This is a genomic window from Stenotrophomonas sp. GL_101, assembly GCF_057835675.1.
Window position 1 is genome coordinate 577,015 of the sequence record NZ_CM174432.1, and the last position, 16,830, is coordinate 593,844.

Below are 16,830 nucleotides of genomic sequence, written 5' to 3' on the forward strand. Positions count from 1 at the left end.
TCGTATCCGCTGGCTGCTGGGCGCGGTTTGGTTGCTGGCTGCACCGGCGTTCGCACAGAGCGCCTACTTCTTCCCGCAGGGCGGCGATTTCGATCCGTCCATTCCCACGCCGCAGCAGTTCCTGGGCTACGAGATCGGCAGCCGCTATACCCGGCATGACCAGTTGGTGGCCTATTTCGAGGTGCTGGCCAAACACTCGGACAAGATCAAGGTCGAGCGTATCGGCAGCAGCTACGAAGGGCGCCCGCTGCTGATCGCCACGGTCACCTCGGCGCAGAACCAGCAACAGCTGGAAACCCTGCGCCAGCAGCACGTCACCCTGGCCGATCCGGCGCAACCGCTGAGCGCGGCCGGCAACAGCCCGGTGGTGGTGTGGCTGGGCTACAGCGTGCACGGCAATGAAACATCCAGTGGCGAAGCGGCGCTGCTCACCGCCTACTACCTGGTGGCCAGCCGCAGCGCCGATACCGCGCAGTGGCTGCAGCAGGCGGTGGTGTTGTTCGACCCGGCGCAGAACCCGGACGGGCGCGACCGCGCGGCCAGTTGGCACAACGCATATGCGTCCTCGCCGGCCTCGGCCGATCCGGCCGACAAGGAACACGTCGAGCCGTTCCCGCAGGGCCGCACCAACCATTACTTCACCGATCTCAACCGTGACTGGCTGGCGCTCACCCAGCAGGACACGCGGCCGAAAATCGCTTACTTCCACCGTTGGTACCCCAACGTCCAGATCGACTTCCACGAGATGGGCAAGGACAGCACCTACTACTTCGAACCGTCGCCGGCGAGCATGCACAGCCCGCTGATCCCGGCGTCGTCGTACGACTTCAACAAGACCCTGGCCAAGTACCACGCGCAGGCGCTGGATGCGCTGGGTTCGCTGTACTACACCGGGGAAAATTTCGACAACTTCTCGCCGGTGTACGGCTCCACCTATCCTGATTTCCATGGTGCGGTGGGCGTGACCGTTGAGCAGGCCAGTTCACGCGGGCGCGTGCAGGAATCGGTCAACGGCCTGCTCACCTTTCCGTTCACCATCCGCAATCAGGTGGCTACCGGCCTGGGCACCATCCGGGGCGCCGTCACCGAGCGCGATGGCCTGCTCAAATTGCAGAAGGACTTCTTCCAGTCCGCATTGAAGCAGGCCGGCCAGCAGCCGGTGAAAGCCTTCGTGTTTGGCGACGCGCATGATCCGGGCCTGACCAGCAAACTGCTCGACCTGCTGCTGCAACACCAGATCACCGTCGAGGCCCTGTCCAGCGCGGTGACTATCGATGGCCAGCGCTTCGAGCCGGGCAGTGCCTACGTGGTGCCCACCGCGCAGCCGCAGTTCCGCCTGGTCCACTCGATCTTCGCCGAGACCCCGCCGATCAAGGGCGATGTGTTCTACGGCAGCACCTCCTACGCCATCGCACCGGCCTATGGCGTGGCGTTTGCCGGCAGCCGCAGCCGTATCGGCGGCGGTACGCGCGTGGCCGCGGTGCCCGCCGCACACGCGGGCGTGGTCGGCGGCCAGGCCGGCTACGCCTACGTGCTGGACTGGCGTGATTACAACGCCAGCCGTGCACTGTATGCGCTGCAGGCCAAGGGTCTGCTGGCCCGCGCTGCGTTCCAGCCGTTCACTGCCGGCACGGCCGGGGGCGAGCAACCATTCGCACGCGGCAGCGTGGTGATTCCGGTGGCCGGCCAGCCATTGAGCGGTGCCGCATTGCTGGCGGCCGTTGACGAGGCCGCGCGCGCCAGTGGCGTGCGCGTGCACGCCGTGGCCAGTGGCCAGAGCCGCAGCGGCATCGACCTGGGCAGCGACAGCGTCAAATCGTTGCGCAAGCCGGCCGTCGCATTGGTGATGGGCGAGGGCGTCAGCGCCACCGAGATCGGCTCGGCGTGGTTCGTGCTGGACCAGCAGGTCCAGCTGCCGGCCAGCAAGATCGACCCGGCGCAACTGGGCAAGGTCGCGCTGGACCGCTACACCACCATCGTATTGGCCGGCGGTACCTACAGCGGCGTGGATGCCAGCGCGGTGGCCGCGCTCAAGCGCTGGATCAACGCCGGCGGCTCGCTGGTGACCTACGGCAGCGCCGCGCGCTGGGCGATCGAACAGAAGCTGGCCGACGAAGTATTGGGCGAAGAAGAGAAGGACACCGATGCCGCCCGCCGCGCGTTCGGCGACCAGCGCGACATCGCCGCGATCGAGCGGGTCAGCGGCAATATCCTCAGCGCCGACGTCGATACCAGCCACCCGCTGGCCTTCGGCGTGCCGCGTACGCAGTTGGCGGTCAACAAGGAAAACGGCATCAGCTTCAAGCCCAGTCGCAACCCGTTTTCCACCGTGGTGCGCATCGATGAGACGCCCCGGGTGAACGGCTACCTGTCCCAGAGCAACCGCAATCGCGTCGCCGGTGCGGCCTGGCTGCTGGTGTCGCCGCAGGGGCAGGGCAACGTGGTGCTGTTCGCCGATGATCCGGCGCACCGCAAGTACTGGCACGGCACCGAGCGGTTGCTGTTGAACGCGATCTTCTTCGGCAACCAGTTGAACCCGACCAAGCCGCGCGGGTAAGCGGAGGGCAGGGCAGCCGACCAACGGTCGGCTCTACGCGTGGTCCGGTGTCCTCCGAAACCTCCAGCACACCTCATGTGAAAGAATCGTATTGCGAATCATTCGCAACACGGATAGGATGGCGCCCGCCGGGAACGCCCGGTGTCCTCCGCGAGCCCCGCCATGTCGTTTCGACCGTTCGCCGCCCTGCTGCTGACCGCATTGGCCCTGCCTGCCGCCGCGCATACGCCCTACCTGGCCCCGGCCAGTTTCTCGGTCCGGCCCGACAGCGTGGTTACCCTGGATGCCAGCTTCGCCGAAACCTTCTTCGTGCCCGAAGTGGTGTTCGACAACAGTGCGTTCGTGGTCACCGACCCCGATGGCCGCCAGCACGCACCGGACACCGTGCAGCAGTTCAAGACCCGCACCGTGGTCGAACAGACCCTGCCCGGGCAGAAGGGCACCTATCGCTTCAGCACCGGCAACCGCCTGGGCGCGGTGTTCCGCAGCTGGGAACACAACGGCAAGACCGAATCCAGCCGCGACCCGGCCAAACCGCTTCCTCCGGGCGCCACGCTGACCAGCCACTACCAGAGCCTGTCGCGCTCGGAGGTCTACCTGACCGCTGGCGCGCCGAGCACTGCTGCGCTCAAGCCCTATGGCGTCGGCCTGGAACTGGTCCCGATCACCCATCCCGATGATCTGTACCGCGGCGAACGCTTCGATTTCAGCGTGCAGTACGACGGCAAACCGCTGGCCGCGCAGAAGGTGGAGATCCACCGCGCGCAGGGCGCCGGCGCTCCGCAATCCGCGCCACAGGTGCTGACCACCGACGGGTCCGGCAAGGTCAGCCTTGCGCTGGACCAGGCCGGCAGCTACCTCGCCCTGATCCGCTACCGCGGCCCGGCGCCCGCCGGCGCTGCCGCCCCGATGTACGGCAACAACTACACGCTCACCTACCGCGTGCTCGAACCGTAAGCCCACCACACTCTCCAGGGGAACCACCATGAAGATCGCCACGCTCACCGCGGCCCTGCTGGCCCTGGTGCTGGCTCCGGCTGCGCATGCGCAGTCGACCGCCGCACCTGCGCCTGCTGCCACCTCGCCCACCGCGGCCGCCTTCCTGGCCCAGTTCGCCGCCGACGGCGCCGACAGCGTCAGCTGGGCCCAGTTCGAGGCCTTCCGCCAGCAGCGCTACGCCACCACCGACCGCAACCACGATGGCCACGTGGATGCGCAGGAATACGCCGACGAATATCTGCAGCGCTTCGACGTGCGCCTGGCCACCGCGCGCGCCGGGCACCTGAAACAGACCGGCACCCGCTTCAAGGCGCTGGACCGCGACCAGGATGGCGCGATCAGCCGCGCCGAGTACGACGCCGCCGGCGAACGCACCTGGGCCGGCTACGAAATCTCGCAGAACGCCACCCGCGAAAGCGCGGCGGCCACCTTGCGCGATCCGCTGAAGATGCCGACCTCGCACACCGCCAACGGCATGCTCGAGCTGTACGACCGCAACAAGGACGGCGTGGTCGACCGCGCCGAGTTCGATGCGGTGCGCGCGGCCAGCTTCGCCGCCACCGATACCGACGGCAACGGCAGCCTGAGCCTGGCCGAATACACCGCCGAGTTTGAGGGCCGGCTGGAGCAGCAGCGCGTGCGGGTGCGCGCAGACGCGCAGCGCCAGGCCCAGGTGCGCTTTGCCTCGCTGGACAAGGATACCGACGGCCGCATGACCTTCGCCGAGTACCAGGCCTCGGGAAAGCGCATGTTCGACCGTGCCGACAGCAACGGCGATGGCGTGGTTGACGCGCGCGATCCCGAGCCGGTTGCCGGCGCGCATTCGGCCAACGGCAACCGCTAGCGCACGGCGCGCGGCCGGGTCGCGCATGTTCCACCGTCCGGCCCTGCAACGGGCCGGGCAGCGCCTGCGCGCCAGCCCCATTGATGATTCCGGCGCGCCGCCCCGCGCGCCGTCCAGCGCCCCCCAGCCCTGCACGATCACTTGATCGCCGCTGCCAGGAACGGCCTGCCGCCATGCGGCACCACGCCTTTTCCTTTTCCTTGCGGAGTCCGATCCATGAAGTCGTCCCTCACCCTGCTGGCCCTGGCGGTTGCGGCCAGCCTTGCCCCTACTGCGCACGCTGATACGGTCAGCGATGCCGGCACCCTCGATACCGTGCGCGTGCAGGCCGAACGTGCCAAGAAAACCCGCTCGACCAACCAGACCGTCACCGTGCTGAGCGCGGCCGATCTCGATGCCGAGATGGCCAACAGCATGGAAGAGGCGATCCGCTACATCCCCGGCGTCAGCATCGTGGACATGGGCCGCTTTGGCGACAACGGCTTCAACATCCGCGGCCTGGAGAGCGACCGCGTGGCCATCACCGTCGATGGCCTGAGCCTGGGTGAGTCGGTGGAGACCGCCCGCTCCTACGAGTTCTTCCGCGGCGGCCGCGGTGATGTGGACATCGACACGCTCAAGAGCCTGGCGGTGATCAAGGGCGCCGACTCGATCAGCGCCGGCAGCGGCGCGCTGGGCGGCGCGGTGGTGTTCACCACCAAGGACCCGGCCGATTACCTCAAGGCCAGTGGCAACGATACCCACCTGGGCTTCAAGGTCGGCTATTCCGGCGCCAACGACGAAACCATGGGCACGCTGACCTTCGCCAACCGCACCGGCATCGCCGAGTCGATGCTGGTCTACACCCGCCGCGAAGGCCACGAATCCGAATCCTGGTACGACACCACGGTGGATCGCATCGGCATCGGCCGGCGCACCCCGGACCCGGTCGACAGCCGTCGCGACAACCTGCTCGGCAAGCTCGACCTGCAGCTCAATGAGGCCAATACGCTGGGCTTCCTGTATGAGCGTGGCCGCGCCACCAACGAGGTGGACAACCTCTCGCGCGTGTACGCCCCCGGCTACCTGACCCGGCAGGGCCATGACAGCAATGACCGCGACCGCTACGGGGTGAACTACCAGTGGCGCGCCGACAACGCGTTGTTCGACACCCTGGATGCGCAGCTCGATCGCCAGGTCACCGACAGCCGTGGCATCACCACCATCATCGCCGGTAGCGGCTGCCCGGGCGGCGCCACGCCGTGCCTGCGCAGCGAGAACCGCGCCACCGAGCAGACCCTGGACCGCGCCGCGGCCGATTTCAGCAAGGTATTCAACACCGTTGGTGCACGCCACGACGTGGTCTATGGCCTGGCCTGGCAGCAGCGCGACGTGGACTTCACCGCGGTGGATACCCGTTGGAATGCCGCCGGTGCGGTGGCATCGGTGGACGTGGACCCGCGCCAGGTACCCAAGACCGACGTGAAGAACTGGAACCTGTACCTGCGCGACAGCGTGCAGCTGCTTGATCAACGCCTGACCCTGAGCGCCGGCGTGCGCTACGACCGCTACGAATACTCGCCGACGCTGGATGCGACCTTCGTCGACCCCACCGGCAGCGTGCGCGATGTGTCCTTCGCCTCGCCCAGCTGGCAGGCCGGCGCCGAGTTCCGCTTCCTGCCCGACCACGCGCTGTGGCTGCAGGTGGGTCGCGGCTTCCGCGCCCCCAGCGTGGCCGACATGTACTCACCGACCAGCACCACGCGCCTGATCAACGCGCAGAACGGTCAGCCGCTGGTGTTCAACGACACCGTGTCCAACCCGGACCTGTCGGCCGAGAAGAGTCTGAATGTCGAGTTCGGTTATCGCTGGAGCACCGACCGCACGCAGCTCGGACTGTTGGTATTCCGCGACCGCTATGACAATTTCATCGAGTACAGCAGCCTGGTCCAGTCGATTCCGGGCGGCTTCCGCACCACCGCCACCGGGCCGATCCTGTACGAGCGCATCTACACCATGCCAACCAACGCCGGCCAGGTGACGGTGAAGGGCGTGGAGCTGGAAGGGCGCTGGCAGATCAGCGATGCGTGGTCCTCGCGGCTGGCCGCGTCGTACAGCGAAGGCGAAAAGCGCAACGGTGACCCACTGGAGAGCATCGTGCCGGCCAGCGCCGTGCTGGGCGTGCGCTACGCGCCGTCGCCGGTGTGGAACCTCACCGCCAGCGTCACCCACGCAGTGGCCAAGAAGGCCGATGACGCCTACACCACCAACGCGGCCGGCACCCGCGCCACCCCGGCGTTCGTGGACAAGGCCGACGGCTACACCGTACTGGACCTGTACGGCACCTGGAACCTCACCCCGCAGTGGAAGCTCAGCGCGGGCCTCTACAACCTCACCGACCGCCAGTACTACCTCTGGCAGCGCGTGCGTGGGGTCAACAAGGGCACCACCACGCTGTACGGCTACGTCAACGACGAAGGCATCGGCCGCTACAGCGAGCCGGGCCGCAACGCGCGCATGACCGTGGCCTACAGCTTCTGAGCGTAGAGCCGACCGTTGGTCGGCTGTCGGGACGTCCGAACGAAGCGCAGCCGACCAACGGTCGGCTCTATCGGGTCGGGCGCACAACACAGGACGGGTCAAGCCACAAAAAAAGGTTCATCGCGGAATACCGGGGAACGCTGCACGGATTTTCAGGAAGAAGTACTCCTGATCCCGATAGCCGTAGGCCCGGCGTTTGATGACCTTGATGGTGTTGTTGATGCCTTCGACGATGCTGGTATTGAGGCGGTGTCGGCAACGCGACACGATCCCATGCAGATAGGCTTTGAGCCGTTGTGCAAACAGCGCCAAGGCGGCGATTCCGCTGCGCTGGGCCTGCTCCAGCCACTGGTTCCAAGCCTTCCTGGCCCATCCGGGATGGCGGTAAAACCACAGTCGCTTGAGCTCATCGCGCATCAGATAGGTGGTGAGGAGCGGTTGATTTGCTTCCAGCAGCTCATCCAGCCGCACCGTCTGATGCCGGTCCAGGTTGCTGCGATTGCGCAGTAGCAGCCATCGGCTGGATTTGATGACACGGCGCGCAGGCTTGTCGTGCCGGAGCTTGTTGGCCTGGTCCACGCGAACCCGGTCGATCACTTCGCGACCGTACTTGGCCACCACATGGAACAAGTCGAAGACGATCTCGGCATTGGGACAGTTGGCCCGGATCTCCACTTCATAGGCCGTCGTCATGTCGATCGCCACGGCGCGCAATTGCTCGGAAACGCCCGGGGGAAGCTGCTCAAAAAAGGCACGCGCCGTATCGCGGGAGCGCCCGTTGCCCAGCCAAAGTACCTGGCGACTGATCGGATCCACCACGACCGTTGCATAGCGGTGACCCTTGTGCAGCGCAAATTCGTCCATCGCCAGGTAGTGGATCTGGCTCCAGTCCGGGGCTTGGACAGACTCACGCAACAAGGCTTTATCCAGTGCCTTGACCGTATGCCAGCCCAACTGGAAAAAGCGTGCCACGGCCAGGATATTGCTGGATACCAGCAACTGGCTGACCGCTTCGGCCAGCCGGTCAGTGACCCGCTGGTAGCGGCCAAGCCAGCTCAACTTCTCCAGGCGCGGCCCAGCGCACTGGGGGCACCAGACGCGCCGTCGCGGCACCACCAGCGCAACGCGCAATGCCATCAGGGGCAGATCGCGTACCCGGCGCACCGTCGTCTCGTGCACTTGCCGGCATCGGCTCCCGCAGTGCTCGCAATGCATCGTGCGGGCCGTGGGTTTGAGGTAGATAGTGACGGTCCGGCTGTCGCCTTCCGGCCAGGCGATCCGCTCCACCCGGTAGCCTTCCCAGCCACCCAGCCTCTCAATCGTCTTCCGATCCAGCATGACCTGACCCCTGAGGCCCTGATTTCAGGCTTCAAGGGTAACGGGAGCCGGCAAAAGCTCCACGCTAATCCGCGATGAACCCAAAAAAAGGGCGACGCAGATGCGTCGCCCTTTTCAATTCAGCCGTGCCGCGAACCGATCAGCTGGCGCGACCGCCACCGCCGCCCTGGCCGCGACCGCCGCCGGCATTGCCGCCGCCACGGCGCTGGCCCTGCGGCTGGCCGCCGCGCGGCGCACCGCGGCCGGCACCATCACGCTGGCCGCCACCGGCCTTCTTCGGACCGGCATGGGCGTGGCGCGGGGCCTCGGCGTGCGGACGACGCGCGTGCTTGCGCGGCGAACGATCGCCGCCCGGCAGCTCGGCCTTGCCCGGCGCGCTGTTGCCCCAGCGGATCGGGGTCTGCGGCTCGAAGCCCGGCACATCGCGGATGTCCATGTCCTTGTCCAGCAGGCGCACGATCTGGCGCAGCAGCTTGGCCTCATCCTGGGCCACCAGCGAAATCGCCTCACCGGTGGCACCGTTGCGGCCGGTACGGCCGATGCGGTGCACGTAATCCTCGGCCACCATCGGCAGGTCGTAGTTGATGACCTTCGGCAGCTCGTTGATGTCGATACCGCGCGCGGCGATATCGGTAGCCACCAGCACGGTCACCCGGCCAGCCTTGAAATCGCCCAGTGCACGCAGGCGCTGGCCTTGGCTCTTGTTGCCGTGGATCGCGGCGGTCTTGATGCCGGACTTGTCCAGGAACATGGCCAGCTTGTCGCAGCCATGCTTGGTACGGCCGAACACCAGGGTCTGCTCGCGGCTGTCCTTGGCCAGCAGGTGCAGCAGCAGCTCGCGCTTGCGCGCGCCATCGACCGGATGCACGCGGTGGGTGATGTTCTCGGCCACCGTGTTCTTCGGGGTCACCTGGATCTGCGCCGGATCGCGCATGAATTCCAGTGCCAGCTGCTTGATGCTCTCTTCGAAGGTCGCCGAGAACAGCAGGGTCTGGCGGTTCTGGCGCGGCAGCTTGGCCAGGATCTTGTTGATCGACGGCAGGAAGCCCATGTCCAGCATGCGGTCGGCTTCGTCCAGCACCAGGATCTCGATGCCCGACAGGTCCACGCTGCGACGCTCGATGTGGTCGATCAGACGGCCCGGGCAGGCCACCAGCAGGTCCACGCCACGGCGCAGCACGTCGAACTGGTTGCCCATGCCGACGCCGCCATAGATGCAGGCGCTGGGGATGCGCAGGTACTTGCTGTAACCGCGCAGGCTGTCATGCACCTGGGTGGCCAGTTCGCGGGTCGGGGTCAGGATCAGTGCGCGCGGCTTGCGCGGGCCGCTGACGGCCTGCGGGTTGGTGCCCAGGTGCTGCAGCAGCGGCAGGCCGAAGGCAGCGGTCTTGCCGGTACCGGTCTGTGCGCCGGCCAGCAGGTCGCGCCCGGCCAGGGCCAGCGGGATCGCCTGCTCCTGGATCGGGGTGGGGGTTTCATAGCCCTGCTCGGACAACGCGCGCAGCAGGAACGGGGCAAGGCCCAGGGATTCAAAAGACATCGGGTGGAAGCTCCAAAGACAAAGTAACGCCAGGCCGAATGGCCGGACGCGAGGCAGATCAAGGTGATCGGCTGACTCGGAGCGTTCCCGTAAACCGCGCTGCGAGAATTGGGTGCAGCCGGCGCGGTGCGCAGACTGGAATGCATGACGAATGGCGTCGGAGTGGGGGCGGGCGACGGATCAGTAGATCCATATCGCCGGCGATCCCGAAGGGAAACGGACGGCCGTTGCAGACCGGCGAAGTCTACCGGATAACCATGGTCCGTACCAAATAGCCCTGTTCAGGTTCGCTACCCCGGCCTCGGGCCGCCGATGCATTAGGGTAGGCCGATGCGGCGGTGCAGCTGGTGAGCGTGCCCGCCATTTGGTTACACTCGAAACCTGTTTTCGCGATCCCGGATACCCACCCATGAAGCTTGGTTCTTTGAAGGAAGGCGGCCGTGACGGCACCCTGATCGTGGTGTCGCGCGATCTGCGCCACGGCGTGCGTGCCACCGGTATCGCCGCGACGCTGCAGCAGGCGCTGGAAGACTGGAGCCACCTGGCCCCGCGTTTGAACGCCCTGTACCAGTCGCTCAACGACGGCAGCGCCGATGGCGTGTTCGACCTCGACCTGCAGGCGCTGGCCGCGCCGTTGCCGCGCTCCTATGAGTTCGTCGATGGCAGTGCCTACCTGCCGCACGTGGCCCGCGTACGTCGCGCCCGCGGGGCCGAAGTGCCGGAGAGCTTCTACACCGACCCGCTGATGTACCAGGCCACCAGCGCTGGTTTCCATGGTCCGCGCGATGCGGTCAAGGTGGTCAGCGAGGACTACGGCATCGACCTGGAAGCCGAAATCGTGGTCATCACCGATGACGTGCCGATGGCGGTCAGCGCCGAACAGGCCGCCGGCCACATCCAGCTGATCGGGCTGGTCAACGATGTCTCGCTGCGCAACCTGATCCCGGGCGAACTGGCCAAGGGCTTTGGTTTCCTGCAGTCCAAGCCGCGCTCGGCGCTGTCGCCGGTGTTTGTCACCCCCGACGAGCTGGGCGATGCCTGGCAGGACAGCAAGGTGCACCTGCCGCTGGTGACCCACGTCAATGACGCGTGGTTCGGCGCCCCGGAAGCCGGCGTGGACATGCAGTTCAACTTTGCCCAGCTCATCGCGCATGCGGCCAAGACCCGTCCGCTCAGCGCCGGCGCGATCGTCGGCTCGGGCACCATCGCCAACGAGGACACCAGCAAGGGCGCCTCGTGCTTTGCCGAACAGCGCACCGTGGAAACCCTGCGCGACGGCAAGCCGAGCACGCCGTTCATGTCGTTCGGCGACGTGGTCCGGATCGAGATGTTCGACGCGGCGGGCGAGAGCATCTTCGGTGCGATCGAACAGCGTATCGAACAGGCCGCCAAGCCCTGATCGCCCCCCGGGAGCCGTCCATGGAATCCATCGAGCTGTTCAGCTACTGGCGCTCCAGTGCGGCCTATCGCGTGCGGATCGGGCTCAACCTGAAAGGCCTGGCGCACCGGATCACTCCGGTGCACCTGGTGCGTGACGGCGGCCAGCAGCACAGCGAAACCTACGCCGCGCTCAACCCACAGGAACTGGTGCCCACGCTGCGCCACGACGACCGCGTGCTGCACCAGTCGATGGCGATCCTGGAATACCTGGACGATGTGTTCCCCCTGCCGGCACTGCTGCCCGACGATGCCGCCGGCCGGGCGCGGGTGCGTGCGCTGGCACAGCTGGTCGCGTGCGACATCCATCCGCTCAACAACCTGCGGGTGATGCAGTTCTTCAGCGGGACCTGGAACGTGCCGCAGGTCGAACGCGACGACTGGACCCGGCACTGGATGCAGGTCGGGTTCGACGCGCTGGAGCGGTTGCTGGTCGAATCGGTCGACACCGGCCGCTTCTGCCACGGCGATACCCCGACCGTGGCCGATTGCTGCCTGGTGCCGCAGGTGTACAACGCCCGGCGCTTCAACGTGGACCTGGGGCCGTACCCGACCCTGGTGCGGATCGATGCGGCGTGCCTGGCGTTGCCGGCGTTCGATGCCGCCCGCCCGGAAAACCAGCTCGACGCGGGGTGAGCCGGGACGCGTCGACCGTTGGTCGATGCGGCATGGCGCATGCCCCCACCAACGGTGGGGGCCTACCAACGTGTGGAACCGGTAGGCATCGACCGTTGGTCGATGCGGCGTCACCCGCGCTCAGAACCCGTGGGTAATCGCCGGCGGAGTGCTGTTGGCGGAGAAATCCGCGTACGGATCGTGATCGCCGCTGCCCCCTTCGGACAACCGGAACTTCAGCGCCAGGCCATCGCGTGAGTCGGCCGCGCGCAGCGCTTCCTCCTGATCGATGATGCCGCTCTTGGCCATCCGGAACAGGCACTGGTCGAAGCTCTCCATGCCTTCTTCCAGCGAGGCTTCCATGGCCGCCTTGATCTCATGCACCTGGCCGCGGCGCAGCAGGTCGCGGATCATCGGGGTGTTGATCAACACCTCGGTGGCCGGCAGGCGGCGCCCGTCCTGTCCCTTCACCAGGCGCTGGGACACTACCGCGCGCAGGTTCAACGACAGGTTCATCAGCACGTTGCGGTGCGCACTCTCGGGGAAGAAGTTGAGGATGCGCTCGATGGTCTGGTCGGCGTTGTTGGAATGCAGGGTAGCCAGGCACAAGTGCCCGGTCTCGGCGAAGGCGATCGCCGCCTCCATCGTTTCGGCATCCAGGATCTCGCCGATCAGGATCACGTCCGGCGCTTCGCGCATCGCGTTCTTCAGCGCATTGTGGAAGGCGTGCGTATCCAGCCCCACCTCGCGCTGGTTGACGATGGACATCTTGTGCTTGTGCAGGTACTCGATCGGATCCTCGATGGTGAGGATGTGCCCGGTGGTGGTGCTGTTGCGGTGGTCGATCATCGAGGCCAGCGAGGTCGACTTGCCCGAGCCGGTCGAGCCGACCACCAGCACCAGCCCGCGCGGGGTCATGATGACGTCCTTGAGCACCTGCGGCAGGTTGAGTTCTTCGATGCTGGGGATCTTGCTGCGGATGGCACGGATCACCATGCCCACTTCACCGCGCTGCTTGAACACGTTGACGCGGAAGCGCCCGGCCTCGGCCAGGGCGATGGCCATGTTGAGCTCCAGCTCGCGCTCGAACTCGGGCACCTGGCCCTCGTCCATCAGCGAGTAGGCGATTTTCTTGACCATGCCCGGCGGCAGCCCGGTGTTCCCCAACGGGTACAGCTTGCCCTCGATCTTGATGTATACCGGGGCTCCGGTGGTCAAGAACATGTCCGAAGCGTTCTTTTCGGTCATCAGCTTCAGGAAATAGCCGATATCCATGCGAAATGTTTCCCCAACAATCGGCCGCGTGCCATTGCAAGCACGCCGCAGGCTTCCGACAATGGCCGCGCTCCTACTTCTGGCGACGGCACCCCCAATGAAAGCTAGCTTCGCACAAATTCGACGTTTCCCGCCGACCCTCATGATCGTATGCGTGATGGCGTGCACAGTTGCGCTCACCGGTGCGGCCCAGGCGCAGGACGGTGCGCTGGAGCTGATGCAGGCCCGCCAGGCGGTCGACAAGGCCACCCAGGCCGATGCCGACCAGTACGCGCCGGACCTGATCGCCGTGGCCCGGCAGGGCCTGGAACAGGCGCAGCGCGCGGCCGGCGACCGCCGCGAGCGCAAGAACGCCCCCGCGCTGGCGGTACGTGCCAGCGCCGATGCCGACCTGGCCCGCGCCCGCAGCGAGGAAGCCACCGCCACCGCGCAGCTGCAGTTGCGCCGCAATGAAGTCAGCCAGCTGCAACGCCAGCTCGCCACCGGGGAGAATCGCTGATGAAGGCTGTACCGATGCGCGTCACCGCGCTGCGCCTGCCCGGCCTGCTGCTGCTGGCCAGCCTCAGCCTGCCCCTGCTGGTGCAGGCGGCCGAAGACCCGGCCGTGGCCCTGCTCAACCAGCGCCTGATGGCCATCCAGGCCAATCCCGACGCCTCCCAGCTGGCCGCCTTCGAGCGCCTGCAGGCCCAGCAGGCCGTGGCCGAACTGGCCAAGGCCAAGCGCCGCGACCTGGACCAGGCCCGCTACCTGGCCGAGCGTCGGGTCGAGATCGCCGAGACCAGCGTGCGTGCCGCGCTGGCCCAGCGCGAGGTCGACCAGCTTGAGCGCACCCGCAGCGAGCTGTTGATCGAGGCCAGCCGCCGCGACGCCCAGCGTGCCCGGCAGGAGGCCGAGCGCCTGCGCACCCAGGCGCAGATCCAGGCCGAGGAAACCGAGCGCCTGCGCCAGGCCGCCGAAGCCGAGGCGCTGGCCCGCCAGGATGCCGAAACCGCGCTGACCAGCGTGGCCGGCAAGCAGACTGCCCGCCTGAGCGCGGCCCAGCAGAGTGCGGCCAAGCTGGCCCGGGAAGAGGCCGAACTGGTCTCGGGCAGCAAGCTGCCGGGGTCGAAGTTCGACAGCCGCGGCGAGGTGTTCACCTTCAACGGCGATGCCTTCGCCGCTGGCAAGGGCAGCCTGTCCGGCGGCGCCAAGGGCCAGGCCAAGGCATTGGCCGAATACCTGAACATCGGCAAGAAGGGCCGGGTCCGGATCGAGGCCTACGACGCCGCGGCCGGGGTTGGCCAGCAGCGTGCCGAGGCCCTGCGTGATGCGCTGGTGGCCGCCGGGGTCAGTGCCAGCCGGTTGCAGGTCAGTGGCAAGAAGGCGGCGGCGACCAAGGCGCGTTCGGCCGAGGTGATCATCGCGCCCTGATCACCGCGCCAGCGGCCGGTCATGCCCGTAGGGCATGACGCAACTGGTTGTTTTTGTTTAATTTTCGTTGTTCTGCGCGTTCAGCCTGAACCTCGACTGGGCGTCGTCGACGATTTCCAATGAAACCCTTGAAGCGGGTTTGCAGCAGGCGTAGGGTCGATTGTCCGGGTTGCCTGTTGCGGCCCGGACAATGGGAGGGCCGGGTCGATGAACCGAGGGCAAGAACCACAGCAGTCTGCAGTCCGGGCAGTTCCGGTTGCACGTGCGGGTTCGGTCGCGGTTGTCGCCAGGAACTCCACCCAAAAGCAACGCCCCGTGCCGTGAGGCCGGGGCGTTCTTGTTACTGCATGACAGCGATAGGAGGTTCATCATGTTTGAAGGTCAGCCCCAGAGCGATATCGACGCACGCCGCAAGCGTGACCCGGAATTCAAGGCGCTCTACGAACGGCACCAGAAGTTGAACAAGAAATGCATGGATGCCGAGCTGGGCGTACTTCCGATAGACGGTCTCACCCTGGGCCAGATGAAGCGTGAGAAGCTGCTGGCCAAGCAGAAGCTGGAACGCATGTTCGCCTCCCCCCTGCACTGAGTCGTTTTACGTGCCGACCCACGGTCGGCACCTACCGCTTGAGTGCCGGCCCCACCGGCTGGCACGTAACGCTTGTGAGTGCCGGCCCAAGGTCGGCACGGACCACCAAACGCCGCGGGCGGCGTCCGTCTCCTCGTCGAGGGGCGCCGTCCGCGTCGCTCTGCGCCGTGTTCGCCCGGTGCACGCCGCCCGAACGCCGCCAGCGGCCGCTGATCGCCGCAACCTGACTTTCTACGCCAACCGTCGGATAATCATCGGTCAGGCCGCGATGCGGCGCGAATCGACGTGAACCGATGGCAATCCATTCCTCCGTACTCGACCTCATTGGCCAGACCCCGATCGTCAAGGCCCAGCGCCTGGACACCGGCGTCTGCGAGCTTTACCTGAAGCTCGAGAGCGCCAATCCCGGAGGATCGATCAAGGACCGCATCGGCCTGTCGATGATCGAAGCCGCTGAAAAGCGCGGCGAGCTCACCCCCGGCGCGACCCTGGTGGAAGGCACCGCCGGCAACACCGGCCTCGGCCTGGCGCTGGTGGCCCAGCAGAAGGGCTACAAGCTGATCCTGGTGGTGCCAGACAAGATGAGTCGCGAGAAGATCTTCAACCTCAAGGCGATGGGTGCCGAAGTGCGGCTGACCCGCTCGGACGTGGCCAAGGGCCATCCCGAGTACTACCAGGACATGGCCAAGCGCGTGGCCGAGGAGACGCCTGGCGCGTACTTCATCAACCAGTTCGGCAATCCGGACAACCCGGCCGCGCACGAGTTCGGCACCGGCCCGGAGATCCTCGAACAGATGGGCGGCGAGCTCGATGCGGTGGTCTTCGGCTGCGGCAGCTCGGGCACCATGACCGGCCTGTCGCGTGCCTTCGCCGTGCATTCGCCCAACACCGAGCTGGTGCTGGCCGACCCGGTCGGCTCGATCCTGGCCGAATACATCAACGACGGCGTGCTCAACGACAAGTCCGGCAGCTGGCTGGTGGAAGGCATCGGTGAGGACTTCCTGCCCTCCATCGCCGACTTCAGCCGGGTCAAGAAGGCCTACGCGATCAGCGACGCCGAGAGCTTCCACACCGCCCGCGAACTGCTGGGCAAGGAAGGCATTCTGGGTGGCTCCTCTACCGGCACCCTGCTGGCGGCGGCGCTGAAGTACTGCAAGGAACAGACCACCCCGAAGAAGGTGCTGGTGCTGGTCTGCGATACCGGCAACAAGTACCTGTCCAAGATGTACAACGACTACTGGATGCTGGACAACGGCTTCCTGGAGCGCCCGCAGTCCGGTGACCTGCGCGACCTGATCCTGCGTCCCTACGGCCAGCGCGACACTGTCGTGATCGGCCCGAACGACCTGCTGACCACCGCCTACCAGCGCATGAAGCTGTACGACGTGTCGCAGTTGCCGGTGATGGACGGTGACCAGCTGGTCGGCATCGTCGACGAAAGCGACGTGCTGCTGCATGTATATGGCGATGAAGCGCGCTTCCGCGACCCGGTCGCCACCGCGATGGTCAGCAAGCTGGACCGGCTGGACGTGAAGTCGCCGATCGAGGCGCTGCTGCCGGTGTTCGACCGCGGCCAGGTCGCCATCGTCATGGACGGCACCAGCTTCCTGGGCCTGATCACCCGGATCGACCTGCTGAACTACCTGCGCCGCCGCGTTCAGTAAGCGGCGGGGCCGGCGTCCCTGAACAAGCCGCGGTGAGCCGCG

Annotated in this window: 13 protein-coding genes; 10 read left to right on the plus strand and 3 right to left on the minus strand. The window is 66.6% G+C overall.

Translation table 11 applies throughout. The annotated features are described in order from the left end of the window. The first annotated feature begins 4 nt into the window (after positions 1-4). The 4 genes from AC3IR9_RS02600 (at position 5) to AC3IR9_RS02615 (ending at position 6,920) form a co-directional block, all read left to right on the plus strand. A complete protein-coding gene (locus tag AC3IR9_RS02600) occupies positions 5-2,557 on the plus strand; it encodes a M14 family zinc carboxypeptidase (protein ID WP_489295671.1) in 2,553 nt (850 codons plus the stop codon). Between the two features lie 162 nt (positions 2,558-2,719). After that, positions 2,720-3,514: a DUF4198 domain-containing protein gene (locus tag AC3IR9_RS02605; protein ID WP_489293863.1), complete on the plus strand. Its 795-nt coding sequence runs from the start codon at positions 2,720-2,722 to the stop codon at positions 3,512-3,514. A 28-nt stretch (positions 3,515-3,542) separates the two neighbouring features. Beyond that, positions 3,543-4,400: an EF-hand domain-containing protein gene (locus AC3IR9_RS02610; protein WP_489293864.1), complete on the plus strand. Its 858-nt coding sequence runs from the start codon at positions 3,543-3,545 to the stop codon at positions 4,398-4,400. A 216-nt stretch (positions 4,401-4,616) separates the two neighbouring features. Next, a complete protein-coding gene (locus AC3IR9_RS02615; protein WP_489293865.1) occupies positions 4,617-6,920 on the plus strand; it encodes a TonB-dependent hemoglobin/transferrin/lactoferrin family receptor in 2,304 nt (767 codons plus the stop codon). Positions 6,921-7,037: 117 nt separating this feature from the next. On the opposite strand, the gene AC3IR9_RS02620 is transcribed toward AC3IR9_RS02615, so the two are convergent. Further along, complete coding sequence (locus AC3IR9_RS02620) at positions 7,038-8,258, minus strand: ISL3 family transposase (RefSeq protein WP_489291085.1); 1,221 nt, start codon at positions 8,256-8,258, stop codon at positions 7,038-7,040. Positions 8,259-8,397: 139 nt separating this feature from the next. Then, positions 8,398-9,798, minus strand: a complete 1,401-nt coding sequence (locus AC3IR9_RS02625; protein ID WP_489293866.1) for a DEAD/DEAH box helicase — start codon at positions 9,796-9,798, stop codon at positions 8,398-8,400. A 409-nt stretch (positions 9,799-10,207) separates the two neighbouring features. On the opposite strand from AC3IR9_RS02625, the gene AC3IR9_RS02630 reads away from it, so the two are divergent. After that, positions 10,208-11,197, plus strand: coding sequence for a fumarylacetoacetate hydrolase family protein (locus AC3IR9_RS02630; RefSeq protein ID WP_489293867.1), 990 nt, complete (start codon positions 10,208-10,210; stop codon positions 11,195-11,197). 20 nt (positions 11,198-11,217) lie between these two features. Then, on the plus strand, positions 11,218-11,871 hold the full coding sequence (maiA, locus tag AC3IR9_RS02635) for a maleylacetoacetate isomerase (RefSeq protein ID WP_489293868.1): 654 nt from the start codon (positions 11,218-11,220) through the stop codon (positions 11,869-11,871). A 120-nt stretch (positions 11,872-11,991) separates the two neighbouring features. Here maiA and AC3IR9_RS02640 read toward each other — a convergent pair whose 3' ends face one another. Further along, a complete protein-coding gene (locus AC3IR9_RS02640; RefSeq protein ID WP_489293870.1) occupies positions 11,992-13,125 on the minus strand; it encodes a PilT/PilU family type 4a pilus ATPase in 1,134 nt (377 codons plus the stop codon). A 97-nt stretch (positions 13,126-13,222) separates the two neighbouring features. Between AC3IR9_RS02640 and AC3IR9_RS02645 the strand changes: the two genes are divergently transcribed. The 4 genes from AC3IR9_RS02645 (at position 13,223) to AC3IR9_RS02660 (ending at position 16,788) form a co-directional block, all read left to right on the plus strand. Further along, the gene (locus AC3IR9_RS02645; protein ID WP_489293872.1) at positions 13,223-13,624 is read left to right on the plus strand and encodes a DUF4398 domain-containing protein; all 402 of its coding nucleotides are present in this window, start codon (positions 13,223-13,225) and stop codon (positions 13,622-13,624) included. After that, positions 13,624-14,535, plus strand: a complete 912-nt coding sequence (locus tag AC3IR9_RS02650; protein ID WP_489293874.1) for an OmpA family protein — start codon at positions 13,624-13,626, stop codon at positions 14,533-14,535. Before AC3IR9_RS02645 ends, AC3IR9_RS02650 begins: the two co-directional genes overlap by 1 nt. Before the next feature lie 370 nt (positions 14,536-14,905). Then, on the plus strand, positions 14,906-15,124 hold the full coding sequence (locus tag AC3IR9_RS02655; RefSeq protein WP_489293875.1) for an HP1242/YdcH family protein: 219 nt from the start codon (positions 14,906-14,908) through the stop codon (positions 15,122-15,124). 293 nt (positions 15,125-15,417) lie between these two features. Beyond that, positions 15,418-16,788 carry a pyridoxal-phosphate dependent enzyme gene (locus AC3IR9_RS02660; RefSeq protein WP_489293876.1) on the plus strand — a complete coding sequence of 457 codons (1,371 nt, stop codon included), beginning with the start codon at positions 15,418-15,420 and terminating at the stop codon, positions 16,786-16,788. The last annotated feature ends 42 nt before the right edge of the window (positions 16,789-16,830 follow it).